Origin of the sequence: Demequina rhizosphaerae (genome assembly GCF_000971255.1) — a bacterium.
GTDB lineage: Bacteria > Actinomycetota > Actinomycetes > Actinomycetales > Demequinaceae > Demequina > Demequina rhizosphaerae.
The window spans coordinates 396,365-419,757 of the sequence record NZ_BBMC01000002.1 but is presented as its reverse complement, the minus strand read 5'-3'; the positions used below and the strand labels follow the sequence as shown (position 1 = coordinate 419,757).

The window sequence follows — 23,393 nt, the reverse complement described above, 5'->3', positions numbered from 1 at the left end:
TCAGCCCTCCTCGGCGTCCAGGTCGCGGGAGAGGAGCGCGACCAGGGACTCGAGGGCGGCATCCGCACCGTCGCCGTCGGCGGTGAGGACCACCTCCTCGCCGTGCTTCGCGCCGAGGGCCATGACGCCGAGGATGCTCGTGGCATCCACCGCGTCCTCGCCGGTGCGGCCGATCTCGACGTCGAGGCCCGTGCCCTGGGCCGCCTCGACGAAGAGGGCGGCGGGGCGGGCGTGCAGCCCCACGGACGATGCGATGGTGACGGTGCGCTGTGCCATTGCGGTACTCCTTCGGTACAGAGGTAGGGGGTCAGACGGTGGCGACCGCGTCGACGGTCTCGAGCTTCTTGTCGCGCGACTTCAGCACGAGCACGATGCTCGTCATGAGCGCGACGCCAGCCGCGAGCGCCACGAGGAACCACAGGAACCCGCCCATGAGGGGGAGCACCCAGATGCCGCCGTGCGGGGCGCGGAGCGTGACGCCGAAGACCATGACGAGGCCGCCGGTGAGGGCCGAGCCGGCGACCGAGGACGCGATGACGCGCACCGGGTCGGCGGCCGCGAACGGGATCGCGCCCTCCGAGATGAACGAGGCGCCCAGCAGCCAGGCGGCCTTGCCGTTCTCGCGCTCGGGCTCCGAGAAGAGCTTAGGGCGCAGCGTGGTGGCGAGGGCCATGGCCAGCGGAGCGACCATGCCCGCGGCCATGATGGCCGCCATGATCGTGAGCGCCGGGGCGTCGGTCGCGGTGCCGGCGGCCGCGAGACCCGCGGTGCCGAAGAAGTACGCGACCTTGTTGACCGGCCCGCCGAGGTCGAAGCCCATCATCGCGCCGAGCACGAGGCCGAGCACGAAGGCCGAGCCGCCCTGGAGGCTGGTGAGCCAGTCGTTGAGGCCGTCGGACAGGGCCTTGATCGGGCTGCCGAGCAGCGTGATGAACAGGCCCATCGTGATGAGGCTCGACAGCAGCGGGATCACGACGACGGGCATGACGCCGCGGACGCCCTTGTGGACCTTCCAGCTCGCGATCCACTTGGCGCTGAGGCCGCCGAGGATGCCGGTGACGATGCCGCCGAGGAAGCCGGCGCCCATGGTCGCGGCGATCGAGCCGCCGACGATGCCGGGCACCAGTCCGGGCCGGTCGGCGATCGCGAAGGCGATGAAGCCGGACAGGATCGGCACGAGGAACCCGAACGCCGCGCCTCCGATGACGAAGAGCAGCGCCGCCCAGCTCGTGAGCGACAGGACGTCGAAGTTCTGCGCGATGTTGTAGGCGTCGTCCGACGTGAGGTTGTAGTTCACGATCTCGATCGCGCCGTTCTCGCCCAGCGCGATCTGCGCGAGCATGAAGGACAGCGCGATGAGGATGCCGCCCGCCGCGACGAACGGGATCATGTAGCTCACGCCCGTCATCAGCCACTGGCGGATCTGGGTGCCGATCCCGGCCTTCTTGTCCACCTTGCTGGACAGGCCGGCCGATCCGGCGGCGGGGGCGGCGGCGACGGCCGCGTCGGGGTTGGTGCGCCACTCGGACGCCTTCGCGGCGGCCTGGGACACGAGCGCGGGGCCGTCGGAGATCGCCTTCTTCACGCCGACGTCGACGATGGGCTTGCCCGCGAAGCGCTCGGCGTTCCGCACCTCGACGTCGTGGGCGAAGATCACCGCGTCCGCGGCCGCGATCTGCTCGGCCGAGAGCGGGGTGGCGCCGGCCGAGCCCTGCGTCTCGACCACCATCGTGTGGCCCGCCTCCTTGGCGGCGCGCTCGAGCGCCTCGGCCGCCATGTAGGTGTGGGCGATGCCGGTCGGGCACGAGGTCACGCCCACGAGCGTGAGGCCGGACGATGCGGCGGGCGCCTCGGCGGCGGGCGCGGGCTCCGGCTCGGGCGCGGGAGCCGCGGCGGCGGCCGGGGCGGGCGTCGGCGCGGGTGCGACGGCGACGTCGCCGACCTCCGCCTCGACGATCGCGACGACCTCGGCCTCGGTGGTGGCCGCGCGCAGCGCGCCGGTGAACTCCTTCTTCATCAGCGCCTTGGCGAGCTTGGGCAGCACCTTCATGTGCGCCTCGGACGCGCCCTCCGGGGCGGCGATGAGGAACACGATGTCCGCGGGGCCGTCCTTGGCGCCCCAGTCGATGCCGTCGGCGCTGCGGCCGAAGGCGAGGGTCGGCTCGGCGATGCCGGCGCTGCGCGCGTGGGGGATCGCGATGCCGCCCGGCAGGCCGGTCGCCATCGTCTCCTCGCGCTTGCGCACGTCGCCGAGGAACACCTCGAGGTCCGTGCAGCGGCCGGTCGCGACCAGGGTCTCCGCCAACGCCCGCGTGGCGTCGTGGCGGTCGGTCGCGCCCAGCTCGAGCACGACCTGCTGCTCATTGATCAGTGACATGGGGTGTTCCTTTCGGGGTCAGCGCTGACCCAGCGCCAGTGCGGCGGGCGGGGTGTGCGAGAGGTCCACGGGGATGCCGTGGAGATCCGCGCGGGAGGGGACGCGGCTGCCGGGGAGGGTGACGGCCGCGGCGCCCCAGGCGACCCCCTCGGCGAGGGAGTCGGAGGCGGGCAGGGAGCGGGAGAGCCCGTGGAGCAGGCCCGCCAGCATGCAGTCGCCGGCTCCGACGGTGGAGACGGCGGCGGTGATGGTGGCGCGTGCGTGCAGCGCCTCGTCGGCGGTGACGAGCAGGGCTCCGTCTCCGCCGAGGCTCACGGCGACGGTGGCGATGCCGCCGGAGACCAGCTCCGTGGCGGCGGCGCGGACATCGCCCAGGGTGGGGAGGTCGTGGCCGACGAGCTCGGCGAGCTCCTCGTGGTTGGGCTTGATGAGGTCGGGGGAGGCCGCGACCGCCGCGGCGAACGGGGCGCCCGAGCTGTCGATCGCGACGCGGGCGCCGGCGGCGCGGGCGCGGGCGACCAGCTGCGCGTAGAGGTCCTCGGGCGCGCCGGGGGGCAGGCTGCCGCAGCCGACGATCCACGCGGCGTCCGTCGCGCTCGCGGTCGTCTCGGCGAGGAGCGCCTCGACCTCCTCGGCGTCCAGCGTGGGGCCGGGCTCGTTGAGCTTGGTCGTGGTGCCGTCCGGCTCGAGCACGGAGATGTTCATGCGCGCGGCGCCGGCGATCGGCACCGAGCGGCGCGGCACGCCGGCGGCGTCGAGCAGCTCCTCGAGCAGGCGGCCCTCGGGGCCGCCGACAGGGAGGACGGCGATCGCGGAGCCGCCCTGCGCGGTGACGGCGCGGGCGACGTTGACGCCCTTGCCGCCGGCGTCGACGCGCACGTCGGACGCGCGGTGCACCTCGCCGCGGAGGAGGGCGTCCACCGTGATGGCGCGGTCGACGCTGGGGTTGGGCGTGAGCGTGACGATCATGCGGTCACCACCTCGGGTCCGGCGGCGCGCAGCTCCTCGGCCACGTCGTCCGCGAGGTCGATGTCGGTCACCACGAGGTCGACCTCGGCGAGGTCGGCGAAGCGGTGGAGGTGGTCGTCGCCGGCCTTGGAGGAGTCGGTGGCGACCACGACGCGGCGGGCGGCGGCGACCATGGCGCGCTTGGCCTCGGCCTCCGCCTGGTCGGGCGTGGTGAGGCCGCGGGCGGCCGAGATGCCGTTGGTGCCGATCACGGCGACGTCGACGACGACCCCCGCGAGGGCCGCGGCGGCCCACTCGCCGACCGCGGCGGCCGTGACGCCGCGGACGCGGCCGCCCAGGATGTACAGCGTGATGCCCGGGCGGCCGGCGAGCGAGGCCGCCGCCGGGATCGAGTTGGTGATGACGGTGAGGTCCGTGTCCACCGGGAGGAGGTCGACGAGCGCCTGGGTCGTGGAGCCCGCGTCGAGCAGGACCGTGCCGCCCGCGGGGATCTCCTCGAGGACGCGCTCGGCGATGCGGCGCTTGACGTCCATGCGGGTCGCGGAGCGGGAGGCGAGCGTGGGCTCGGCCTCGAGGCGCTCGACGGGGATGGCGCCGCCGTGCACGCGGCGCAGGGAGCCGCGCTGCTCGAGGGCGGTGAGGTCGCGGCGGATGGTCTCCGGGGTGACGGCGAGGGCCTCGGCGAGCGAGGCGACCTCGACACGGCCCGCGGCGCGCGCCTCCGCCAGGATGCGCTGCTGTCGCTCCGTCGCGTACATGTGACTCCCTTGTCTGGATCCGGAGGCCGGATTCCCACATCAAAACACAGAACCAAAAACAAAGCAACAGAAAACAACAGAACCGGGCGCGCGCATCGTCCCGCCGCGGTGACGGAGCGCCGCGCCGGGGGTTCGTGCAACACGGGAGAAGCCTGGGACGTTGGGTGAGCGACCCCTCTGGTCGGGGCCGCCCGGCCGCCGTTTAGACTGGAGCGGTCGCCCACCAAGGAGGAAACGTGGCAAGTCCGGTGTTCAGCAACGCCAAGGAGTTCAAGGCCGACCCCCTGCTCGCGCAGCCGACGGCAGCCGACCTCGAGCGCCAGTACCAGGCGCCGGCCGGCACCCCGGGCTACGTGGTCGAGGAGCGGATGTCCTACTCGGGCGTCATCAACAAGACCACCGGTCTGGGCCTCCTGGTCATCGCCACGGGCGCGGTCGGGTACGTCGTCGCCGGCCAGTCCGCGATCGCCTACATGATGGCGCTCGGCGCGGGCCTCGTCGCGTTCGTGCTCGCGATGGTCGCGACCTTCCAGCGCACCGGTGCCAACCCGGTCGTCGTCGGCCTCTACGGCGTCGCCGAGGGCTTCTTCCTCGGCGCGATCACGGTCGGCATCGAGCAGAGCTTCAACGTCCCCGGCGCGGGCCTCCAGGCGCTCGTCGCGACCGCGATCACGTTCCTCGTGTGCCTCGCGCTGTTCCGCTCGGGCAAGGTGCGCTACACGAAGAAGCTGCAGAAGATCTTCATGGTCGGCGCGGTGTCCTACCTCGTGTTCGGCCTGGTCAACATCGGCTACCTGATCTTCAGCGACAGCGCGCAGGGCTTCGGCCTCTACAGCAACGAGATCACCATCGGCGGCTTCACGTTCCCGCTGGGCCTCGCGATCGGCGCGATCGCGATCCTGCTCGCGTGCATCTCGCTCATCGGCGACTTCGACTTCATCGAGAACGGCGTCAAGAGCGGCCAGCCCAAGGCGCTCGAGTGGACCGCGGCCTTCGGCCTCATCGTCACCCTCGTGTGGCTCTACATCGAGTTCCTGCGCCTCATCGCGATCTTCGCCTCGAGCCGCGACTAGCGGACGTCACGAAGGCCCCCTCCTCGGAGGGGGCCTTCGTCGTGTCCGGGGTCGCGCTACGCGTAGCTGACCTGGCAGAAGCCGTGGTTGCAGTACCCGTCGGGGTTCTTGTGGAGGTAGCCCTGGTGGTAGTCCTCCGCGTAGTAGAACGCGCCGTCGCCCGCATCGGCCGCGCGCGCGACCTGGGTCGTGATGGCGCCGAAGCCCTGCTCCGTGAGCCGCGCCTGGTAGCGCTCGACCGAGGCGCGTGCGGCCTCGAGCTGCGCGTCCGTGGTCGCGAAGATCGCGCTGCGGTACTGCGTGCCGATGTCGCCGCCCTGACGGTTGGGCGTGGTCGGGTCGTGGTTCTCCCAGAACGCCGCGAGCAGCTCCTCGACCGTCACCTGCGACGGGTCGAAGACCACCTGGACGGTCTCGGTGTGGCCCGTGAGGGACGTGCAGGTCTCCTGGTAGTTCGGGTTGCGCGTCCAGCCGCCCATGTAGCCGACCGCGGTCGAGTACACCCCGGGCGTCTGCCAGAAGATGCGCTCCGCACCCCAGAAGCAGCCCATGGCGACGTACAGCACCTCGTGGCCCTCGGGCCAGGGTCCCTTGAGCGGCGTGCCGAGCACCACGTGGCGGTCGGCGATCTGCATCTCCGCGTCGCGGCCCTTGAGGGCCTCGTCGGGCGTGATCATGGTGGTCTTGTCGAGTCCGAGCATCGGCGCTCCCTTCCCCGTTGGCCAACGTGCCCCGCCCCGGTTCTGTTCCGGCCGGGGCGACCCGCCATCGTAGACCGGGCGACCGCCTCCCGGGACGGGACGATGCTCGCGCTAGGCTCGCGTCATGCCTCCTTCGGCCCCTGAGGGCACCTCCGAGCGCGACGCCGGCCCCACGGACGTCGTCGCCGAGAACGTCCCCGTGTGGCTGCGGGTGTCGGCGGCGTGGTCGTGGCGGCTCATCGTGGTCGGCATCGTCATCTACGTCTTCTTCACGGGCTTCACCACGCTCGCCTCGGTGGTGCTGCCGATCATCATCGCCCTGCTCATCGCCGCGCCCCTCGAGCAGCTGGTGGGGCGGCTCGAGAAGTGGGGCGTGCCGCGCACCGCGGGCGCCGCGCTCGCGATCCTCGCGCTCGTCACCGTGGTGCTCGGCCTCGCCGTCGCGGCGGGCTCCTCGATCGTGGCGGGATTCGACGACCTCCAGCAGGCCGCCGTCAAGGGCTTCAACCAGTTCCTCGACTGGCTGGTCGACGGCCCCATCCATCTGTCGCGCCAGCAGATCGACGATGGCCTCAACAACGTCACCCAGACGGTCCAGGACAACGCGTGGGGCGTCGCCACCGGCGCCTTCTCCGTCACGGGCACCATCGGCTCGCTGTTCGCCGGCTCGATCGTCGCGCTGTTCTCGCTGTTCTTCTTCATGAAGGACGGCCGCAAGCTGTGGCTGTGGTTCGTCAACCTCCAGCCCACGCGCCGCGGCGAGCGCATGGACCGCGCGGGCATGAGCGCGTGGCTCACGCTGCGGCGCTACACCGAGACGAGCGTGTTCGTCGCGTTCATCGACGCGGTCGGCATCGGCCTCGGCGCGTGGATCCTCGGGCTGCCGCTCGCGCTGCCCATCGCGATCTTCGTCTTCCTGCTGTCCTTCATCCCGCTCTTCGGCGCCACCATCTCGGGCGCGATCGCGGTCGCGGTCGCGCTGGTCGACGGCGGGGCCACCAAGGCGCTCATCATGCTCGCGATCGTGCTCGCGGTGCAGCAGATCGAGGGCAACGTCCTCTATCCGTGGCTGTTCGGCAAGGCGGCGTCGCTGCACCCGCTGGTGATCCTGCTCTCGGTCGCGACCGGCACGCTGCTCCTGGGCCTCGTCGGCGCCGTGATCGCGGTCCCGATCGTGTCCTTCTTCTACGCCTTCGCCCGCTCGCTCCACAGCCAGATGAGCGAGGAGGAGCCGCCCGACACCGGGCAGATCCTCACCGAGCATCCACGCGAGGCGATCAAGACGCTCATGGCGAAGACCGGCGAGATCCGCATCCGCCGCCGCCCGCACGACGACGACCACACCGACGACCCCTCCGCCTAGACTCCAAGGCGTGCAGTGCGCCTACTACGACTCGGACACGTGCCGGTCGTGCACCCTCATCCCCGTGCCGCACGCCGCCCAGGTCGCGACCAAGCAGGACGGGCTCGAGCGGCTCGTCCGGGAGGCGATCGGCGCGCGCGCGGACGGCATCGTCTGGGAGCCCGCGCTGCTGAGCGCCGAGCAGGGCTTCCGCACCAAGGCGAAGATGGTCGTCGGCGGCACGATGGACGAGCCGACGATCGGCATCCTCGACGCCCGGGGCCGCGGCGTCGACCTGCGCGACTGCCCGCTGTACCCGGAGGCGCTCGCCGCATCGTTCCCCGTGCTGGCGCGGTTCGTCCACGTCGCGCGGCTCGAGCCGTACGACGTCCCCGCGCGTCGCGGCGAGCTCAAGCACGTCATCGTCACGCTCGCGCCGAACGGGGAGCTCATGGCGCGCCTCGTCATGCGCTCGACCGAGGCGCTCGCGCGCATCCGCAAGCACCTCCCGTGGCTCCTCGAGGAGCTGCCGTCCCTCGCGGTGCTCACGGTCAACGTGCTGCCCGAGCACAAGGCGGTGCTCGAGGGCGAGCGCGAGATCGTGCTGACCGAGCGCGGGTCGCTCGCGATGGAGATGGGCGACGTGGTGCTGCACCTGCGCCCGCAGAGCTTCTTCCAGACCAACACCGCGATCGCGCGTGAGCTCTACGCGCAGGTGGCCGGCTGGGTGGACGATGCGGCGCCCGGGGTGGTCTGGGACCTCTACTGCGGCGTGGGCGGCTTCGCGCTGCACTGCCTCGCGCACGGGCGCGCCGTGGTCGGCGTCGAGTCGAGCGAGCAGGCGGTCGAGAGCGCGCGGACCAGCGCCGAGGAGCTGGCGCGCGCCGGCCGGGCCGGGGCGGACGACGCGCTCTTCGTCGCCGCGGACGCGACCGCGTGGGCGCGCGAGCAGGAGCTCGTGCCCGATGCCGTCATCGTCAACCCGCCGCGGCGGGGGATCGGGCCGGAGCTCGCGGGCTGGCTCGAGTCCTCGGGCGTGGGGACCGTCGTGTACTCCAGCTGCAACGCCGTCACGCTCGCGCGCGACCTCGCCGCGATGCCGACGCTCAGGCCCGTGCGCGGGCGGCTGCTCGACATGTTCCCGCACACCGCCCACTACGAGGCGGTCGTGCTGCTCGAGCGGGTCTAGCCGCCGAAGGGCTCCGCGTGGAGCACCTTGACGGTGATCTCCTTGCCGTTGGGGGCGACGTACGACGTCTCCTCGCCGGTCGTGCGGCCGATGAGCGCGGCGCCGAGCGGCGACTGCGCGCTGAACACGTCGAGGTCGGTGCCCTCGGCGATCTCGCGGGAGCCCACGAGGAACTTCATCTCGCGGCCCATGACCTCGGCGGTCACGACGGTGCCGGCGTCGATGGTGCCGGAGAAGGCGATCTCGCCGACGTGCGCGTTCGCGAGCTTGTGGCGGAGCTCCTCGATGCGGGCCTCCATCTTGGCCTGCTCGTCGCGGGCCGCGTGGTAGCCGCCGTTCTCCTTGAGGTCGCCCTCCTGGCGACGCTCGTCGATCTCCTTGACGATCTCGGCGCGCTTGACGTTCACCAGCTCGTCGTACTCCGCCTGCAGGCGGTCGTACGCCTCCTGGGTCAGCCAGGTCCCGGTGGTCTCGGTCACGGTGGTCGCCTCCTCGTATGACAAGGTGAGCCACGATACCAAGGGCCCTGCCACGGGCCCAAGTCCCGTGGAGCGGGTCACACGGTCAGCCGACCGGCACGCAGTACTGGACCTGCGCGGTCGTGGCCTCCTCGGTGGTGGTGATCGCGGTGGTGAGGCGCTGCTGCGCGCCGTCCGCGTAGGCGACCCGCTGGGTCGCGACGCCCACCTCCGTGAAACGCGGGTTGAGCGCGCGCAGCGCGCAGTCGACGTCGACCTCGTCGTAGAGGTAGACGTCGTACGTCACGGTCACCTCGGTGGCCGAGGCGACGGAGAAGCCGACGTCCTTCCACCGGACCGGCTCGTGCGCGGCGACGAGCGCGTACCAGGCGACCGCGCCCACGAGCGCGGCGAGGCCCGCGGCGACGAGGATCCACTGGCGCGGGGTGAGGCGCGGCAGCGCTCCGGACGAGTGCTCGTCCTGCTCGGACTCGGGGGTGCTCATGATGAGGCAGGATAGTCCGGTCAGAGAGGTGGACATGGCTTCAGACTTCACCGGCGGCCCGGGCTTCCTTGCCTTCGTCGTCACGTTCGCGCTGGTCGGTGCCGGCGTGCTGCTCTTCCTGTCGCTCAGCCGGCACCTGCGCAAGGTGCGCGCCCAGGCCGCGCGCGAGGCGGCCGAGCGCGAGGCGCAGGCCGCCGCATCGTCCCCGGACGATGCGGCGGACGAGGCATCGTCAGGCGACGGCGAAGGCCGCGATGGAGGCGGCGATGAAGTGACAGGTGAACCCGGCGATCGTTAGCGCGTGGAAGATCTCGTGGAACCCGAAGTACTTCTGGGATCCACGGGGCCACTTCGTGCCGTAGATGATCGCGCCCACCGTGTAGCAGAGGCCGCCCACGATGACGAGCGTCACCACGGCGGCACCGCCGGCCTCGTAGAACGGCCCGATGAAGCCGATCGCGACCCAGCCGAGCGCGACGTAGATGGGCACGTACATCCAGCGCGGCGCGCCCAGCCAGATCACGCGGAAGAGCAGGCCCAGGAGCGCGCCGCCCCACACGACCGCGAGCACCCACACGCTCGTCGGCGGCTCGAGCAGCAGCACCGTGAGCGGCGTGTACGTGCCCGCGATGATGAGGAAGATGTTCGCGTGATCCATGCGGCGCAGCACGCCTCGCGTCGTGTCGGACCAGTCGCCGCGGTGGTAGACCGCCGAGGTCCCGAACAGCATCACCGCGGTCAGCGTGAAGATCGCGAAGGAGATGCGTCCGGCGAGCGTGGGCGCGATGGCGGTGAGGATCAGGCCGGCGACCAGCGCGAGCGGCGCGGCGCCGAGGTGCAGCCAGCCGCGCAGGAGCGGCTTACCAGGCACGGGGAGGTTCTCAGCCATGAACCTACGATACCGTAGGTTACGGGGCGGGAGTACGGTTGACGCACCGCATGCCTGGAAGAAGGAACGGACGTCGATGGCTCTCAGCTCGCTGCTGTACGGCACGTACGAGAAGCAGCTGGCGCGCACCCTCAAGCGGACCGCGAAGCCGCCGCGGCACATCGGCGTGATCCTCGACGGCAACCGCCGCTGGGCGCGTCAGACGGGCGCCTCCGCCTCGCACGGGCACCAGCGCGGCGCCGACAAGATCACCGAGGTGCTCGAGTGGTCGCAGGACGCCGGCGTCGAGGTGGTGACGCTGTGGATGCTGTCGACCGACAACCTGCTGCGCGACCCGCAGGAGCTCGCGCCGCTGCTCGAGATCATCGCGACCGCTATCGAGCGGCTCGCGGACGACGGCCGGTGGCGCCTGCGGCACGTGGGCGACGCGTCGCTGCTGCCCCCCGACACCGCCGCGCGGATCTCCGCGGCCGTCGACCGCACGCTCGACGCGACCGGGCTGCACGTCAACGTCGCGGTCGGCTACGGCGGCCGCCACGAGATCGCCGAGGCCGTGCGCAGCTTCCTGCGCGCGGGCGTGGACGCCGGCCACTCGCTCGAGGAGGTCGCGGAGAGCTTCTCGGTGGAGCACATCGCCGAGCACCTCTACACCAAGGGCCAGCCGGACCCCGACCTCGTCATCCGCACGTCCGGGGAGCAGCGGCTCGGCGGCTTCCTGCTGTGGCAGAGCGCGCACTCGGAGTTCTACTTCTGCGAGGCCTACTGGCCCGACTTCCGGCGCATCGACTTCCTCCGCGCGCTGCGCGACTTCTCGCAGCGCGAGCGCCGGCTCGGGCGCTGAGCGGCGGGTGCCTCTCCACGCACGCCCGTGCGCGGTCCGGCTCGCCGGGGTGTCCCATCGGCGTGTCGCTCGCGACACGCCGTGATCCGTGTGGAGGGGCGCCTCGGACGCGTGGAGCGGTCCTCGGGAGGGGCGGGGGCCGTCCTCGCAGGCAGATCGCGCGCGCCCTCACGAATCGGACACGCCCGAGCGCGGGTTGCAAGTTACATCTGTGTGAACTCTTCGCGGCGTGTCTCCCAGCGGGGGCGGATATCGGCGTAGCGTCGGCCTCGTGGTAGCACTACGACGACGCATCGCCGGGATGCGAAGTTAGCCAATCGCCGACAGGGCGATAGGCGCCCTGCGGCCTTAACGCTGGGAGCCCTGTTGACCACCTCGCCTAGCACCGTCCCCGCCACCGAGACCGACGCCGCCGCTGAGACGGCAGTCCGCACGTTCGTGCTGGACACGTCGGTGCTCCTCTCCGATCCGCGTGCGCTCAAGCGGTTCGCGGAGCACGCGGTGGTCCTGCCCGTGGTCGTCATCACGGAGCTCGAGGCGAAACGGCATCACCCGGAGCTGGGCTACTTCGCGCGCTCGGCGCTGCGCATGCTCGACGAGATCCGCGTGAGCCACGGCAAGCTGGACGAGCCGGTCGCGGTCAACGCCACGGGCGGCACCCTGCGGGTCGAGCTCAACCACACGGACACCGAGGTGCTGCCGTCGGGCTTCCGCCTGGGCGACAACGATACCCGCATCCTCGCGGTCGCGGCGAACCTCGCGGCCGAGGGCCACGCGGTCACGGTCGTCTCCAAGGACCTGCCGATGCGTGTCAAGGCCTCGGCCCTGGGCATCGAGGCGGAGGAGTACCGCGCGGAGCTCGCGGTCGAGTCCGGCTGGACCGGCATGCGGGAGATCCAGATCTCCGACGAGCAGATGGCGTCCCTGTGGGAGCACGAGTCGCTGTCCACGCCGGACCCCGCGTTGTGCGGCGAGGACCTCAGCTCGCTGCCGGTCCACACGGGCCTCGTCATCCATGGAGCCCGGGGGAGCGCGCTCGGCCGCGTGACCGAGGACGGCGCCGTGCGGCTGGTCCGCGGCGACCAGGAGGTCTTCGGGGTGCACGGCCGCTCGGCCGAGCAGCGCATCGCGATCGACCTGCTGCTCGACGAGTCCGTCGGCATCGTGTCGATGGGCGGCCGCGCCGGCACCGGCAAGAGCGCCCTCGCCCTGTGCGCGGGCCTCGAGGCGGTGATGGAGCGCCGGCTGCACAAGAAGATCATGGTGTTCCGACCCCTCTACGCGGTGGGCGGCCAGGACCTGGGCTACCTGCCCGGCGACGCGGCCGAGAAGATGAACCCGTGGGCGCAGGCCGTGTTCGACACGCTCGGCGCGATGGTCTCCAGCGAGGTGCTCGAGGAGGTGATGGCGCGCGGCATGCTCGAGGTGCTGCCGCTCACGCACATCCGCGGCCGCTCGCTGCACGACGCGTTCGTGATCGTCGACGAGGCGCAGTCGCTCGAGCGCAACGTGCTCCTCACGATGCTGTCCCGCATCGGCCAGCAGTCGCGCGTGGTCCTCACGCACGACGTCGCGCAGCGCGACAACCTGCGCGTGGGACGTCACGACGGCATCGCGGCGGTCATCGAGGCGCTCAAGGGCCACCCGCTGTTCGCTCACGTGACGCTCGAGCGCTCCGAGCGTTCGGCGGTGGCGGCGCTCGTCACCGACATGCTCGAGCGGCTCGACCTCTAGCAGCCGCCGCGACGATGCCCGCCCCCGCTCGCGGCGGCGGGCATCGTCGCGTCCGGGACACACTGGGAGGATGGACGAGGGCGCGAGGCGCGGGCTCGCCGCGGTCGCGGCCGCGGCGCCGGTGGCGTTCGTCGCGCTGACCCTCGCGCTCGGCGCCGCGTGGGACGGCTACGACCCGGTCCGGGACACGCAGAGCGAGCTGGGCGCGGTCGACTCGCCCGTGCGCTGGGCGATGAACCTCGGCGGCTTCGTCGTGCTCGGGCTCGGGATCCTCGCGTTCGCGGCGGCGTACCGTGCGACGTTCGCCGGGGCGGCGGCGACGGTCGCGGTCGCGCTGATCGTGGTGGCGGGGGCGGGGATGGTGGTGGTCGGGTTCCTGCCGTGCGACGCGGGATGCGTGGACACGACCGTCACGGGCCGGCTGCACGGCTGGTTCAGCGCGCCGGGCGCGATCGGCCTGCCCGCGGCGGCGATGGTGACGGCGCGGGTCGCGGCGGTGGACGGGCGGCTGCGTCGGCGGTGGGCGGGCTGGTCGTTCGGGATCGGGCTCGCGAGCCTCGCCTCGGGTCCCGTGGTCGCGGCCGGGCTGCTGCCGGAGGCGGACGGGCTTCTCCAACGGCTGGGGATGTGGCTCGCACTGGGGTGGATGAGCGTGTTCGCGTGGACGATGCGCGGGCTCGCGCCGCGCGCGGACGCGACGAGGCCCCGCCCACCTGCGCGGTGAGCGGGGCCTCGGAGCCTGCGCGAGGGGTCAGCCCTCGGAGGAGAACTCCACGACCTCGGTGGCCGGGTCGCCGTCGAGCGCCTGCTCGAGCATCGGCACGAAGGCGTCGATCGCGTACATGATCGACGAGGGGGAGTTGGCGAAGAACGCGCCCTCGAGGACCGGGTCGCTCAGCCAGATGCTGCCGCCCTTGTCGGTGAGGCCCAGCGAGTCGTACAGCGGCAGCGCCTGGAGCTCGTCCCGCGCGTCGGGCGTGGTCGCGACCTGCCACACGATCGAGTCGAGGTCGGTCAGCACGTCGAGCTGCTCGGCGCTGATCTGCATCCACGCGGAGTCGGTGCCCTCGATCGAGGCGACGTCGAGGCCCACGTTCGCGAGGAACTGGTTGCGGGTGTCCGACGCGGCGTAGACGAAGGCCTGGCCCTCGTAGAAGCCGCCGACCTGCGAGGTCTTGCCGTCCCACTCGGGGTGCGCGTCGCGGACCTCGGCGAAGGCCGCGTCGATCTCCTCGATGATGGCCTCGGCCTCGTCGGTGGTGCCGGTGGCCTCGGCGAGGAGCGTGAGCTCGTCGGCGAGGGTGACGCCCCACTCGACGGTCTCGACGCCGTCGGAGCCGGTGGCCGGGCGGGTCACCACGGGCGCGATGCCCGAGAGGAGGTCGTACTCCTCCTGGGTCATGGTGTGGTTGGGGTAGGTGGCGACGATGAGGTCGGGCTCGAACGAGGCGATGAGCTCGGCGTCGTAGGTCGTGGTGCCGGGCTCGAAGAGCTCGGGCTCCGCGCCGGCCGCGACGCGGTCCTCCTCGGCCCACGGGCCGGTGCCGTTGTCGTAGCCCTGCCAGCTCACGGGCACGGCGACGGGGGCGACGCCGAGCGCGTAGAGGTACTCGTGCTCGTGCGAGCCGAGCGTGACGACGCGCTGGGGCTCGGACTCGACGGTGACCTCGCCCATCGCGGTGTCGAGCGTGACCGGGAAGGCCGTCGAGGTCTCCTCGGCGGCGGGGGTCGCGGACGCGTCCGCCTCGGTCTCCTCGGAGGTGCCCGACGCGCACGCGGTGAGGGCGAGCGCCGCGGCCGCGGCCATGCCGATCGCGCCGGCGCGGCGCTTCGTGGTGGTGGTGAACATGCTGGTCCTTTCGTGGGGATGAACGTGGGGGGCGGCCGACCGCGCGTCGCGGTGCGGCCCGGTGGGACGGCTGGGGTGGGCGGCGCGGGGCGCGGTCATCGCGCGCCTCCGGGTCCGTGCGCGGGCACCACCATCGGGGTGCCCGTGACGGGGTCGGCGAGGACCCGCGCCTCGAGGGAGAAGACGTCGCGGATGAGCTCCTCGGTGAAGACGTCGCCCGGGGCGCCGGCCGCGGCGACCTCGCCGTCGCGCATCGCGATGACGTGGTGCGCGTAGCGCGCGGCCTGGTGGAGGTCGTGGACGACCATGACGATGGTGCGCTCCTGGCGCGTGTTGAGCCGGTGGAGGAGGTCCATGACGTCGTACTGGTGCGCGATGTCGAGGTAGGTGGTGGGCTCGTCGAGGATCATCAGGGGCGTGTCCTGCGCGAGCGTCATGGCGATCCACGCGCGCTGGCGCTGGCCGCCGGACAGCTCGTCGACCACCGCGTCCTGGATGTCGGTGAGCGCGGTCGAGTGCAGCGCGGACATCACCGCGGTCTCGTCCGCCGCGCTCCACGGGCGCAGCACCTTCTGGTGCGGGGTGCGGCCGCGCGCGACGAGCTCCTTGACGGTGATGCCGGCGGGGGCGATGGGGGACTGGGGGAGGAGGCCCACCCGTCGCGCGACCTCGCGGGTGGGGACCCGGTGGATGTCCTCGCCGTCGAGCAGGACGGTGCCCGAGGTGGGGGTGAGCAGGCGGACGAGCGCGCGCAGGAGCGTGGACTTGCCGCAGCCGTTGGGGCCGACGATCGCCGTGATCCTGCCGTCCGGGATGTCGACGTCGACGCCGCGGACGATGGGCGTGCCGCCGTAGCCGATGACGGCATGCTGGGTCTGGAGCCTGGTCATGACGGACCTCCTCGGGACGCGCGCCACACGAGCCACAGCAGGTACGGCGCGCCCACGGCGGCGGTGAAGACGCCGACGGGGAACTGAAGGGTGGCGGGCATCAGCTGCGACAGCTGGTCCGCGGCGAGCAGCAGCAGCGCGCCCATGAGCGCGGACGGCAGGAGCGTGACGCCGGCGCTGCGGGTGGCGCGCAGCGCGAGCGCCGGCGCTACGAGGGCGATGAAGCCGATGGGTCCCGTCACGGCGACGGCGCCCGCCGCGAGCAGCACCGAGCACACCGCGAGCACCGAGCGCGCGACGCCCACGGGGATGCCCAGCGCGCGCGCCGCATCGTCCCCCATCTCGAGGGTGCGCAACGACCGCGCGTGCCACAGGATCACCGGCAGCAGGACCGCGAGCACCGTGACCGCGACGGTGACGTGCGTCCACGTGCGCCCGGTCACCGAGCCGACGAGCCAGCCGAGCGCGTTGCCGGCGTCGTGCACGTCCATGCGGGTGAGCGCGTACTGCGTGATGGCCTGGACGACGAAGCCCATGCCGATGCCCGCGAGGATGAGGCGCAGCGGGACGATGCCGCGGCGCCACGACAGCGCGAGGATGAGGGCCGCGGTGGTGAGCGCGCCGACGACCGCGCCGGCAGCCGTGATCCACAGCGAGGTCGCGCTCACGAGCCAGATCGTGAGCACCGCACCCGTGCCGGCGCCCATGCTGATGCCGATGAAGTCGGGCGACGCGAGCGGGTTGCGGGTGAGCGACTGGAGCACCGCGCCCGAGACGCCGAGCATGGCGCCCACGAGCACCGCCGTGAGGGCGCGCGGCGCGCGCACCTGGCCGACGATGAAGTCCGCCGGGGCTCCCACGGGGATGCCGACGACGGCCTTGAGCGAGTCGAGCACGGAGATGCCGGACTGGCCCTGCATGAGCGCGAACACGAACAGCGCGGCGAGCGCGGCGAGCAGGGCGAGGCCCACGGCGAAGGTGCGGCGGTGCGTGGTGATGCCCAGCGGGCCGATGCGGAGGATCCTCACAGCTCCACCACCTTCATGCGCCGCGACATGAGCGCGAAGATGAGGCCGCCGATGAAGGCGGTGGTGATGCCGACGCCGATCTCGCCCGGGGGCGCGATGACGCGGCCGATCACGTCGCACACGAGCACCAGAGCGGCGCCGCCGAGCGCGCTCACCACGACGAGCCACGGCAGCGAGGCACCCACGAGCGCGCGCGCGAGGTGCGGCACCGCGAGGCCGACGAACACGATGGGGCCGGCCGCGGCGGTGGCGGCGGCCGCGAGCAGCGTGACGAGGACGATGATGACGGTGCGGATCGCGCCGATGCGGACGCCGAGCGCGCGTGCGGCGTCCTCGCCGAGCGCGACGGCCTCGAGCTGGCGCGACGCGACGAGCGCGGCCGCGATCGCGATCACGACGAGGGGCACGAGCGCGGTGACGTCCTCGGACTGGCGGCCGGTGAGGGAGCCAGCGACCCAGAGCCGGTACTGGTCGAGCGTGGCGTCGTCGACCATGAGGACCGCGTAGGTGACGGAGCTGATGAGCGCCGTGAGCGCGACGCCCGCGAGGGCGAGGCGCACGGGTGCGCCGGCCGCGGCGCCGCGCGCGCCGATCGCGTACACGAGGACCGCGGCGAGGCCCGCGCCCACGAACGCGAGCGGCACCTGGGTCGCGAAGCCCGTCGCGAGGCCGGTGGTGAGCCCGAGCACGACGGCGAGCGAGGCGCCCGCGTTGATGCCGAGCAGGCCGGGATCCGCGAACGGGTTGCGCGTGAGCGACTGCATGAGTGCGCCCGCGACGCCGAGCGCGGAGCCGGCGAGGATGCCGATGAGCGTGCGCGACCAGCGCGACTCGCGGACGATCCGCTGGAGCGGGTCCTCGGGGTCGTACGCCGCCAGGGAGTTCCAGATGGTGCCGAGGTCGATCTGCTTCGCGCCGACCGCGAGCGACAGCGCGACGGCCCCGACGAGCGCGACGAGGCACAGGACCGCGACGACGGCACGCTTGCGCATCGCACTCCTCGGGGTCGGTGGGCCGCGCGTCGGGGCGCGTGGGTAAGGCCTGCCTAACCTAGCCCATCCGAGGGGTATTTGGAAACGCGGCTGTGCGCTAAATGCGCGCCGCGATCACTCGTGCGGACCGGCCTCCGCGTCGATCTCGGGCGCAGGGCACGCGTCGTCGGGCACCGCGACATCGATGCCGTAGAGCGCGCGGATGGCCTCGAGGTACTGCGTGGCCTCGCCGGCCTGCGCGTGCTCGCGCGCCCGCACGGTCGGGGTGTGGAGGAGCGTCTTGGCGAAGCGGCGCAGCGCCTGCTCCACGTCGTCCGCCCGGTCGATCGCGTCCTGCGGCGCGCCCGCGGCGGGGCGGATGCGGGCCACCTCGCGCTCGAGCAGCCCGAAGACATGCTCGCGGAGCGCGACGACGGCCGGGTCGAGCGAGCGGGCGTTCTCGCCGTCGCCGAAGCGCGCGACGGCGTGGGCCACGATCGAGCGGGCCGCGTCGATCGCGCCGATGGACTCGCCGGGAGCGTGCGCGCCCACGTCGTCGAGGCCGATGACCGTGACGCCGCGGAGGTCGCCGACGCCCGGGGCGATGTCGCGGTGCAGCGCGAGGTCGATGAGGGTGACCGGGTCCTCGAGGCCGTGGCGCGCCGACGCGACGAGCGCGGGCGTGAGCACCACGGACTCGCCGCCCGAGCATGCGAACACCACGTCCGCCTCGCGGACCGCGAGTTCGAGGCCGTCGAGCTCGACCGCGTCGATCCCGTGGCGCAGCGCGAACTCCTGCGCGCGGCCCGAGGGCGAGAAGACGGCGTCGACGTTCGCGCCGCGGCCGTGCAGCGTGCCCACCGCGGTCTCGGCGAGCGCGCCGGTGCCGATGATGAGCACGCGCGCGCCGTCCCAGCGGACGCTCTCGTCCGCGAGGTCGAGCGCGACCGACACGACCGAGCGGCCGGAGGTGCCCAGGCCGGTGGACGAGGCGACCACGCGCGACGTGCGCAGCGCGGACTGGAAGAGGCGGTCGAGGCGCGGCGTGAGCTGGTGCCGGCGCTGCGCCTCGAGGTGGGCGCGGCGCACCTGGCCGCTGATCTCGCGCTCGCCCACGACCATCGACTCGAGGCCCGAGGTGACGGACAGGAGGTGATGGATCGCGTCGTCGTCCTCGTATGGCGACATCGCGCCCTCGATGGTGGACGGCTCGAGCGAGCTCGCGCGCGCGATCGCGTCGACGACCTCGCGGCGGGCCGCGGCCGGGTCGTCGGTCTCGACGTACACCTCGAAGCGGTTGCACGTGGGGAGCACGACGGCTCCCGTCACGGAGCCGCCGGCGGCGATCAGCTCGGCGGCCAGCGCGTCGGCGCCGACCTGGAGCTGCTCGAGCACGGCGAGGTCACGATTGCGGTGCGAGGCGACAAGGGACATCAGAGACACGCCCTCAATTCTGACACGCGCGCGTGAGAGGGCAGAATTGAGGGCGTGCCTTCCCTGCCCGACACCCATCCCCTCGTCGACGGCCGCGTCGCCGACGCCCCGCTCCTCGCCGCGCTGAGGGGTGAGCGCCCGTCGCATCGTCCCGTGTGGTTCATGCGCCAGGCGGGCCGCTCGCTGCCCGAGTACCTCGAGGCGCGCCGCGGCACCACGATGCTCGAGTCCTGCCTCACGCCCGCGCTCGCGGCCGAGATCACTCTGCAGCCCGTGCGCCGCTACGGAGTCGACGCCGGCATCTTCTTCTCCGACATCGTCGTGCCGATGAAGGTGGCCGGCGTGGACGTGGAGATCGCGGCCGGCGTGGGTCCCGTGTTCGACCGCCCCATCCGCACCATGGCGGACGTCGAGGCGCTGCCCGCGCTGGGCGAGGCCGGCGACGGCGGCGCGTTCGACCTCGGCCTCGAGCCCATCCGCGAGGCGGTCCGCCTCACGGTCGAGGGGCTCGGCGGCACCCCGCTCATCGGCTTCGCGGGCGCGCCGTTCACGCTCGCGGCCTACATGGTGGAGGGCCGCCCCTCGCGCGACCACCTGGGCGCGCGCCGCCTCATGGTCGAGTCGCCCGAGGTGTGGGACGCGCTCACCGCGTGGACCTCGCGCGCGGCGGGCCTCTTCCTCCGCGCCCAGGTGCTCGCGGGCGCCTCCGCGGTGCAGCTGTTCGACTCGTGGGCCGGCTCGCTCGCCGCCGCCGACTACGAGGCGCACTGCCAGCCGGGATCCGCGGCGGCCCTCGCCGCGGTCGAGGACCTCCCGGTGCCTCGCATCCACTTCGCCGCGCACGGCTCGCACCTGCTGCGCCCCATGGCGGACGCCGGCGCCACGGTCATGGGCGTCGACTACCGGCTGCCGCTCGACGAGGCCTCGCGCGTGCTCGGCGGGGCGTACCCGCTCCAGGGCAACATCGACCCGGCACGCCTGGGCGCCCCCACGGACGTGCTCGAGTCGCACGTCCTCGACGTGCTCGCCCGCGGCGCCGAGGCGCCCGGCCACGTCGTCAACCTCGGCCACGGCGTCCCGCCCGAGACCGACCCCGACCAGCTCCAGCGCATCGTCGACCTCGTCCACACGCGTGGCTGAGCGCGTCCTCGTCGTCGGCGGCGGGGTCTCGGGTCTGCTCGCCGCGCGCCGCCACGCGCGCCGCGGCGCCGTCGTCACGGTGCTCGAGGCCGGCGACGGCTGGGGCGGCCGGGTCAGCCCGGTCGAGGTCGACGGGCTCACGCTCGACGCCGGTGCGGAGTCCTTCGCGACCCGCACCCCCGCGGTCGAGGGCCTCGCCCGCTCGCTGGGGCTCGGCGCCGACATCGTCGCCCCGACGCGCGCGCCCGCCTGGGTGGTCGCCCCCGACCGCGCGTACCCGCTGCCCTCCACCGGCTGGCTCGGCATCCCCACCCGGCCGCTGCTGCACGACGTGCGGCGGGTCATCGGCTGGGGCGCCGCGGCGGACGCCGCGCTCGAGCGCTCGCGCGCGCTGGGCGAGGTGCCGGACGATGCGACGGTCGGGTCCCTCGTCCGCGCGCGGCTGGGCGACCCGGTCGCCGACCTCCTCGTCGCGCCCGTGCTCCAGGGCGTGTACTCGCGCCCGCTCGACGAGCTCCCGCTCGCCGCGATCGACCCGAGCCTGCCGCAGCAGCTGCGCGACGCGGGCAGCCTTCTCGAGCTCGCGCGCCGGCGCCGCCGCCTCGCGCCCGCGGGCTCCGCGGTCATGGGCATCCGCGGCGGCATGTGGCGCCTCACCGCGGCGCTCGCGGACTCCGCGCGCGAGGCGGGCGTGCGCCTCGTGGTCGGCACCGCGGCGGACGAGGTGGAGCGGGTCGACGGGTCCTGGCGCGTGCGCGCCGGCGGCGGCACCCTCGTCGTCGACACCCTGGTGCTCGCGGTGCCCCAGGCGGTGGCGCATCGTCTGGTGCGGGAGCTGCCGACGCCGCCCTCCGAGAGGCGCGTCGCGCTCGCGACGCTGGTGCTCGACGCCCCCGAGCTCGACGCGGCCCCCCGCGGCACCGGCGTGCTCGCGATCGGCGGCGTCACGCGCGCGAAGGCGCTCACGCACGCGACCGCGAAGTGGCCGTGGCTGCGCGACGCGGCCGGGGGCAGGCACGTCGTGAGGCTCTCGTACGCGCTCGGCGAGCCGGGCGAGGACCTGCTCGCGCACGCGCTGCCGGACGCCATCCGGCTGCTCGGCGTCGACCTCCCCGACTCGCGCGTGCGCGCGTCCCGCCTGGTGGAGTGGCCCGACGCCTCGCCCGCCCGGGTCCGCGACACGCGGCCGTTGCCCGCGCTCGAGCTCGTCGGCGTGGCCGCCGGGCTGTCCGGGCTGGCCGCGATCGTGGGCGCCGAGACGCCCGGGACCTAGGTCCTAGCGATTTCTCATGCGGGCCGAATCCATCGGAAGATGGTGCGCATGACCGAGAACCCCTCAGGCTTCACCCTGTTCGCCGTCCTCGACGGCATGCTCCACGCACCCGACGAGGAGCTCGCCGAGGTCGTGGAGCACTTCGACGCCGCGGTGGCCGAGATGGCCGACCACGACGTCACGCTGCGCGGCCTCTACGACGTGTCCGGCCTGCGCGCCGACGGCACCGTGATGCTGTGGCTGCACGGCCCCGTGCTCGAGGACCTCCAGCTCGCGCTGCGCGAGCTGCGCGCGACCGAGCTGCTCGCCGAGACCACGCTCACGTGGTCCGCCGCCGGCGTCCACCGCGACGCCGAGTTCAACAAGCGTCACGTGCCGGGCTTCCTGCGCGGCGAGCGCCCGCGCGACTGGCTCACCGTCTACCCGTTCGTGCGCTCGTACGAGTGGTACCTCCTGCCCGAGGAGGAGCGCTCGCAGATGCTCCGCGACCACGGCATCAAGGGCGCCGCGTTCAAGGGCGTCATCGCGAACACCGTGGCGGCCTTCGCGCTCGGCGACTACGAGTGGCTGCTCCCGATGGAGGCCGACGAGGTCACCGACCTCGTCGACATGATGCGCGAGCTGCGCTACACCGAGGCCCGGCGCCACGTGCGCGAGGAGCTTCCGTTCTACACCGGTCGTCGCGTGACGACCGCCGAGGCCGTGGAGGTCCTCGCCTCATGACGCTTCCCCCGCTCGCCGCATCGTCCCGCACGGTGCCGGCCACCACCTACGACGCGATCCTCCTCGCCGGCTTCGGCGGACCCGAGGGTCAGGACGACGTCATCCCGTACCTGCGCAACGTCACCCGCGGCCGCGGGATCCCCGACGAGCGCCTCGAGGAGGTCGCCCACCACTACCGCCACTTCGGCGGCATCAGCCCCATCAACGACCAGAACCGCGAGCTCAAGGCGGCCCTCGAGGCCGAGATCGAGCAGCGCGGCCTGGGCCTGCCCGTCTACTGGGGCAACCGCTTCTGGGCGCCGTACTTCGCGGACGCGCTCAAGGAGCTGCACGCCGACGGCCACCGCAAGGTGCTCGTGCTGGTGACGACCTCGTTCTCGAGCTACTCGGGGTGCCGCGCGTACCGTGAGGACCTCGCGACCGCGCTGGCGGAGACCGGCCTCGAGGGCGAGCTCGAGCTCGACAAGGTGCGCCAGTACTTCGACCACCCCGGTTTCGTGAACCCCAACGTCGACGCGGTGCGCGGCGGCCTCGCGACGCTCCGCGAGCAGGGCCTCCTCGAGGGCGCCCACGTGATGTTCGCGACGCACTCGATCCCGACGGCCGCGGCCGACGTGTCGGGCCCGCGCGAGGCGCTGCCCTCGGGCGAGGAGGTCCCCACCGGCGGCGAGAACGAGTGGTACGCCGGCGGCGGCTGGTACGTCGCGCAGCAGCGCGCGGTCGCGGCGCTCGTCATGGACCGCGTCGCGGACGAGTTCCCCGACGTGCCGTGGTCGCTCGTCTTCCAGTCGCGCTCGGGCTCGCCCGAGATCCCGTGGCTCGAGCCGGACATCAACGACGCCATCGAGAAGCTGGACGATGCGGTCAAGGGCCTCGTCATCTCGCCCATCGGCTTCGTGTCCGACCACATGGAGGTCGCCTGGGACCTCGACAACGAGGCCGTCGAGTCCTGCGAGGAGCGCGGCATCGTGCCGGTGCGCGTGCCGACCGTGGGCGTCGACCCGCAGTACGTCGCGGGCCTCATCGACCTCGTCGAGGAGCGCCACGTCGCGCCCGGCGGGACGCCGCGCGAGCGCGAGGCCCTCACGGACCTCGGCCCGTGGCAGGACGTGTGCCCCACGGACTGCTGCCTCGGCCGCGCCGCGAAGGCGACCATCGCCTCCTGCTGACCCCCGCGTCCCGACAGCGGGCACGGATCTCGCACCGACACGCCGCATCGTCCCTCCGTGGGGCGGTGCGGCGTCGGCGT

The 23,393-nt window shown here is 73.0% G+C and carries 24 protein-coding genes; 11 read left to right on the top strand and 13 right to left on the bottom strand.

Annotated features, from left to right (window positions below; translation table 11 throughout):
• From AOM07_RS02105 to AOM07_RS02090, 4 genes are read right to left on the bottom strand one after another with little or no spacing between them, the layout of a single operon-like run.
• Complete coding sequence (locus AOM07_RS02105; RefSeq protein WP_062310935.1) at positions 1-276, bottom strand: HPr family phosphocarrier protein; 276 nt, start codon at positions 274-276, stop codon at positions 1-3.
• A 31-nt stretch (positions 277-307) separates the two neighbouring features.
• Complete coding sequence (locus AOM07_RS02100) at positions 308-2,377, bottom strand: PTS fructose transporter subunit IIABC (RefSeq protein ID WP_062310933.1); 2,070 nt, start codon at positions 2,375-2,377, stop codon at positions 308-310.
• Positions 2,378-2,395: 18 nt separating this feature from the next.
• Positions 2,396-3,346 (bottom strand): 1-phosphofructokinase, encoded by a 951-nt coding sequence (gene pfkB / locus AOM07_RS02095; protein ID WP_062310930.1) that lies wholly within the window; start codon positions 3,344-3,346, stop codon positions 2,396-2,398.
• Complete coding sequence (locus AOM07_RS02090; protein WP_062310927.1) at positions 3,343-4,104, bottom strand: DeoR/GlpR family DNA-binding transcription regulator; 762 nt, start codon at positions 4,102-4,104, stop codon at positions 3,343-3,345. The genes pfkB and AOM07_RS02090 overlap by 4 nt, the downstream gene beginning before the upstream one ends.
• 236 nt (positions 4,105-4,340) lie before the next feature.
• Here AOM07_RS02090 and AOM07_RS02085 point away from each other — a divergent pair, with 236 nt between their 5' ends.
• Positions 4,341-5,177, top strand: coding sequence for a Bax inhibitor-1/YccA family protein (locus AOM07_RS02085; protein WP_084830020.1), 837 nt, complete (start codon positions 4,341-4,343; stop codon positions 5,175-5,177).
• A gap of 56 nt (positions 5,178-5,233) precedes the next feature.
• Here the strand turns inward: AOM07_RS02085 and msrA are convergent, their stop codons facing one another.
• Entirely contained in the window at positions 5,234-5,878 is a 645-nt protein-coding gene (gene msrA / locus AOM07_RS02080) for a peptide-methionine (S)-S-oxide reductase MsrA (RefSeq protein ID WP_062310923.1), read from the bottom strand.
• Between the two features lie 124 nt (positions 5,879-6,002).
• Here msrA and AOM07_RS02075 point away from each other — a divergent pair, with 124 nt between their 5' ends.
• Together AOM07_RS02075 and rlmC are read left to right on the top strand one after the other, a co-directional pair.
• Positions 6,003-7,241, top strand: a complete 1,239-nt coding sequence (locus AOM07_RS02075) for an AI-2E family transporter (protein ID WP_062310921.1) — start codon at positions 6,003-6,005, stop codon at positions 7,239-7,241.
• A 10-nt stretch (positions 7,242-7,251) separates the two neighbouring features.
• Entirely contained in the window at positions 7,252-8,409 is a 1,158-nt protein-coding gene (gene rlmC / locus AOM07_RS02070) for a 23S rRNA (uracil(747)-C(5))-methyltransferase RlmC (protein ID WP_062310918.1), read from the top strand.
• Here the strand turns inward: rlmC and greA are convergent.
• The gene (gene greA / locus AOM07_RS02065) at positions 8,406-8,888 is read right to left on the bottom strand and encodes a transcription elongation factor GreA (protein WP_062310916.1); all 483 of its coding nucleotides are present in this window, start codon (positions 8,886-8,888) and stop codon (positions 8,406-8,408) included. The genes rlmC and greA overlap by 4 nt on opposite strands.
• Before the next feature lie 85 nt (positions 8,889-8,973).
• On the bottom strand, positions 8,974-9,372 hold the full coding sequence (locus AOM07_RS02060; RefSeq protein ID WP_169748109.1) for a DUF4307 domain-containing protein: 399 nt from the start codon (positions 9,370-9,372) through the stop codon (positions 8,974-8,976).
• 34 nt (positions 9,373-9,406) lie between these two features.
• Here AOM07_RS02060 and AOM07_RS14595 point away from each other — a divergent pair, with 34 nt between their 5' ends.
• Positions 9,407-9,670, top strand: a complete 264-nt coding sequence (locus tag AOM07_RS14595) for a hypothetical protein (protein ID WP_156171744.1) — start codon at positions 9,407-9,409, stop codon at positions 9,668-9,670.
• On the opposite strand, the gene trhA is transcribed toward AOM07_RS14595, so the two are convergent.
• Positions 9,605-10,261, bottom strand: coding sequence for a PAQR family membrane homeostasis protein TrhA (gene trhA, locus AOM07_RS02055; RefSeq protein ID WP_062296597.1), 657 nt, complete (start codon positions 10,259-10,261; stop codon positions 9,605-9,607). The genes AOM07_RS14595 and trhA overlap by 66 nt on opposite strands.
• Before the next feature lie 76 nt (positions 10,262-10,337).
• Between trhA and AOM07_RS02050 the strand changes: the two genes are divergently transcribed.
• From AOM07_RS02050 to AOM07_RS02040, 3 genes are all read left to right on the top strand, one after another.
• Complete coding sequence (locus AOM07_RS02050; RefSeq protein ID WP_062310908.1) at positions 10,338-11,102, top strand: isoprenyl transferase; 765 nt, start codon at positions 10,338-10,340, stop codon at positions 11,100-11,102.
• Between the two features lie 438 nt (positions 11,103-11,540).
• The gene (gene phoH2 / locus AOM07_RS02045; RefSeq protein WP_228374369.1) at positions 11,541-12,836 is read left to right on the top strand and encodes an RNA 5'-3' helicase PhoH2; all 1,296 of its coding nucleotides are present in this window, start codon (positions 11,541-11,543) and stop codon (positions 12,834-12,836) included.
• Positions 12,837-12,906: 70 nt separating this feature from the next.
• Entirely contained in the window at positions 12,907-13,560 is a 654-nt protein-coding gene (locus AOM07_RS02040; protein ID WP_062310904.1) for a DUF998 domain-containing protein, read from the top strand.
• 27 nt (positions 13,561-13,587) lie between these two features.
• On the opposite strand, the gene AOM07_RS02035 is transcribed toward AOM07_RS02040, so the two are convergent.
• The 5 genes from AOM07_RS02035 to AOM07_RS02015 all read right to left on the bottom strand — a co-directional run bounded on the left by AOM07_RS02035 (position 13,588) and on the right by AOM07_RS02015 (position 19,008).
• Positions 13,588-14,685, bottom strand: coding sequence for an ABC transporter substrate-binding protein (locus AOM07_RS02035; RefSeq protein ID WP_062310902.1), 1,098 nt, complete (start codon positions 14,683-14,685; stop codon positions 13,588-13,590).
• A 95-nt stretch (positions 14,686-14,780) separates the two neighbouring features.
• Positions 14,781-15,575 (bottom strand): ABC transporter ATP-binding protein, encoded by a 795-nt coding sequence (locus tag AOM07_RS02030; protein ID WP_062310900.1) that lies wholly within the window; start codon positions 15,573-15,575, stop codon positions 14,781-14,783.
• A complete protein-coding gene (locus AOM07_RS02025; protein WP_062310898.1) occupies positions 15,572-16,603 on the bottom strand; it encodes a FecCD family ABC transporter permease in 1,032 nt (343 codons plus the stop codon). The genes AOM07_RS02030 and AOM07_RS02025 overlap by 4 nt, the downstream gene beginning before the upstream one ends.
• Complete coding sequence (locus AOM07_RS02020) at positions 16,600-17,595, bottom strand: FecCD family ABC transporter permease (RefSeq protein WP_062310896.1); 996 nt, start codon at positions 17,593-17,595, stop codon at positions 16,600-16,602. Before AOM07_RS02020 ends, AOM07_RS02025 begins: the two co-directional genes overlap by 4 nt.
• Positions 17,596-17,709: 114 nt before the next feature.
• Positions 17,710-19,008 carry a glutamyl-tRNA reductase gene (locus AOM07_RS02015; protein WP_228374368.1) on the bottom strand — a complete coding sequence of 433 codons (1,299 nt, stop codon included), beginning with the start codon at positions 19,006-19,008 and terminating at the stop codon, positions 17,710-17,712.
• 54 nt (positions 19,009-19,062) lie between these two features.
• On the opposite strand from AOM07_RS02015, the gene hemE reads away from it, so the two are divergent.
• From hemE to AOM07_RS01995, 4 genes are read left to right on the top strand one after another with little or no spacing between them, the layout of a single operon-like run.
• Entirely contained in the window at positions 19,063-20,148 is a 1,086-nt protein-coding gene (gene hemE, locus AOM07_RS02010) for a uroporphyrinogen decarboxylase (protein ID WP_228374349.1), read from the top strand.
• The gene (locus tag AOM07_RS02005; protein WP_062310890.1) at positions 20,141-21,421 is read left to right on the top strand and encodes a protoporphyrinogen/coproporphyrinogen oxidase; all 1,281 of its coding nucleotides are present in this window, start codon (positions 20,141-20,143) and stop codon (positions 21,419-21,421) included. The genes hemE and AOM07_RS02005 overlap by 8 nt, the downstream gene beginning before the upstream one ends.
• A 48-nt stretch (positions 21,422-21,469) precedes the next feature.
• On the top strand, positions 21,470-22,144 hold the full coding sequence (gene hemQ, locus AOM07_RS02000; protein ID WP_156165280.1) for a hydrogen peroxide-dependent heme synthase: 675 nt from the start codon (positions 21,470-21,472) through the stop codon (positions 22,142-22,144).
• Positions 22,141-23,313, top strand: a complete 1,173-nt coding sequence (locus tag AOM07_RS01995) for a ferrochelatase (protein WP_062310886.1) — start codon at positions 22,141-22,143, stop codon at positions 23,311-23,313. The genes hemQ and AOM07_RS01995 overlap by 4 nt, the downstream gene beginning before the upstream one ends.
• The last annotated feature ends 80 nt before the right edge of the window (positions 23,314-23,393 follow it).

Coding starts and splice junctions, on each gene's coding strand:
- AOM07_RS02105 (WP_062310935.1), bottom strand. CDS start 276: ATGGCACAGCGCACCGTCACCATCGCATCGTCCGTGGGGCTGCACGCC.
- AOM07_RS02100 (WP_062310933.1), bottom strand. CDS start 2,377: ATGTCACTGATCAATGAGCAGCAGGTCGTGCTCGAGCTGGGCGCGACC.
- pfkB (WP_062310930.1), bottom strand. CDS start 3,346: ATGATCGTCACGCTCACGCCCAACCCCAGCGTCGACCGCGCCATCACG.
- AOM07_RS02090 (WP_062310927.1), bottom strand. CDS start 4,104: ATGTACGCGACGGAGCGACAGCAGCGCATCCTGGCGGAGGCGCGCGCC.
- msrA (WP_062310923.1), bottom strand. CDS start 5,878: ATGCTCGGACTCGACAAGACCACCATGATCACGCCCGACGAGGCCCTC.
- AOM07_RS02075 (WP_062310921.1), top strand. CDS start 6,003: ATGCCTCCTTCGGCCCCTGAGGGCACCTCCGAGCGCGACGCCGGCCCC.
- AOM07_RS02060 (WP_169748109.1), bottom strand. CDS start 9,372: ATGAGCACCCCCGAGTCCGAGCAGGACGAGCACTCGTCCGGAGCGCTG.
- AOM07_RS14595 (WP_156171744.1), top strand. CDS start 9,407: ATGGCTTCAGACTTCACCGGCGGCCCGGGCTTCCTTGCCTTCGTCGTC.
- trhA (WP_062296597.1), bottom strand. CDS start 10,261: ATGGCTGAGAACCTCCCCGTGCCTGGTAAGCCGCTCCTGCGCGGCTGG.
- AOM07_RS02050 (WP_062310908.1), top strand. CDS start 10,338: ATGGCTCTCAGCTCGCTGCTGTACGGCACGTACGAGAAGCAGCTGGCG.
- AOM07_RS02040 (WP_062310904.1), top strand. CDS start 12,907: ATGGACGAGGGCGCGAGGCGCGGGCTCGCCGCGGTCGCGGCCGCGGCG.
- AOM07_RS02035 (WP_062310902.1), bottom strand. CDS start 14,685: ATGTTCACCACCACCACGAAGCGCCGCGCCGGCGCGATCGGCATGGCC.
- AOM07_RS02030 (WP_062310900.1), bottom strand. CDS start 15,575: ATGACCAGGCTCCAGACCCAGCATGCCGTCATCGGCTACGGCGGCACG.
- AOM07_RS02020 (WP_062310896.1), bottom strand. CDS start 17,595: ATGCGCAAGCGTGCCGTCGTCGCGGTCCTGTGCCTCGTCGCGCTCGTC.
- AOM07_RS02015 (WP_228374368.1), bottom strand. CDS start 19,008: ATGTCCCTTGTCGCCTCGCACCGCAATCGTGACCTCGCCGTGCTCGAG.
- hemQ (WP_156165280.1), top strand. CDS start 21,470: ATGACCGAGAACCCCTCAGGCTTCACCCTGTTCGCCGTCCTCGACGGC.
- AOM07_RS01995 (WP_062310886.1), top strand. CDS start 22,141: ATGACGCTTCCCCCGCTCGCCGCATCGTCCCGCACGGTGCCGGCCACC.